Annotated in this window: 1 protein-coding gene; it reads right to left on the minus strand. The window is 75.6% G+C overall.

Annotation, left to right across the window (positions count from 1 at the left end; genetic code table 11):
• Positions 1-185: 185 nt before the first annotated feature.
• Positions 186-517 (minus strand): hypothetical protein (locus FV228_RS33890; RefSeq protein WP_210247842.1); only part of this gene is annotated, 332 nt, incomplete at its 5' end.

The raw sequence follows: 517 nt of genomic DNA on the forward strand, positions 1-517 counted from the left end.
CACCGGCACCGCGCCGATCGCCGCGATCGCCTACGGGTGCGGTCCCGGCTTCGCCCCCGGGCCCTACGGCCGCTGCCGCCCGATCTACCGCCGGCCGCGCTTCTACGGTCCCCGCTGCTTCTTCCGCCCGACGCCCTTCGGCCCGCGGAGGGTCTGCCGCTACTGAAGCTGCCGCGCGCCGGGGCTCAACGCCCCGGCCGCATCGGGACCGGGAACGGTTTCCGGCCGTCGAAAAAGCGCAGCGGCGCCGGCACCGAACCCCCGACCGCCTCGGCGGTTGGACTTAAGGTCAGGAGTTCGTGATGGCCCGGGATCAGAGCGGCAGCGCCCACCCCTCTCCGGAGGACCGGAATGCGAGCGCGCGCGCCGGCCGGAAGCGGCTCGGTGCGAACGGCCATCCGCAGGCGGCGCCGGACGAAGGCCGAGAGGCGCCCGCACGAAGCTCGGAACCCAAGACGCCGGAACCGGACCGTGCCGCGGTCGAGGGCGGCGCCGACGGGGCGTAGCACGCCGGCGC

It is taken from the genome of Methylobacterium sp. WL18, from assembly GCF_008040015.1.
Lineage (GTDB): Bacteria > Pseudomonadota > Alphaproteobacteria > Rhizobiales > Beijerinckiaceae > Methylobacterium > Methylobacterium mesophilicum.